This window comes from Mesorhizobium sp. M8A.F.Ca.ET.218.01.1.1 (assembly GCF_004791165.1).
Classification (GTDB): domain Bacteria; phylum Pseudomonadota; class Alphaproteobacteria; order Rhizobiales; family Rhizobiaceae; genus Mesorhizobium.
Genome location: NZ_SRUZ01000115.1, coordinates 1 through 337, shown reverse-complemented (window position 1 = coordinate 337; position 337 = coordinate 1). Strand labels below are relative to the sequence as shown.

Here is a 337-nt window from a genome sequence, read left to right as displayed (position 1 = left end):
ATAGAAGGGGTCTGGCAAATTGCTGAACCACATGACAGTGAGCTGCATGTCCTTCCAGCGATCGCCTTCGGATTCCATGCCGAGCGTCCAGAACGAGCCGGCATCCTGAGCATTGATCTCGACCGTGATGCCGATCTGCGACAATTGAGCTTGCACAGTCTGGGCTATAGTCAAAAAAAGGCTCTCGTTCAGGCAATCGATGGTCAGGTTCAGATCGCTCACACCAGCCGTTTCTAGGAACTCCTTGGCCTTCTCGAGATCGCCTTCCGGCGGGACAAGCGCTTTCTCACGATGCCCTAGAAGGCCAGGAGGAATTGTCCCTGTTGCGACCTCCGCC

The 337-nt window shown here is 55.5% G+C and carries 1 protein-coding gene; it reads right to left on the bottom strand.

What is annotated here, in order from left to right; genetic code table 11:
- Window positions 1–337: ABC transporter substrate-binding protein (locus tag EN861_RS34635; RefSeq protein WP_245512181.1), on the bottom strand; the 337-nt coding region annotated here is incomplete at both ends.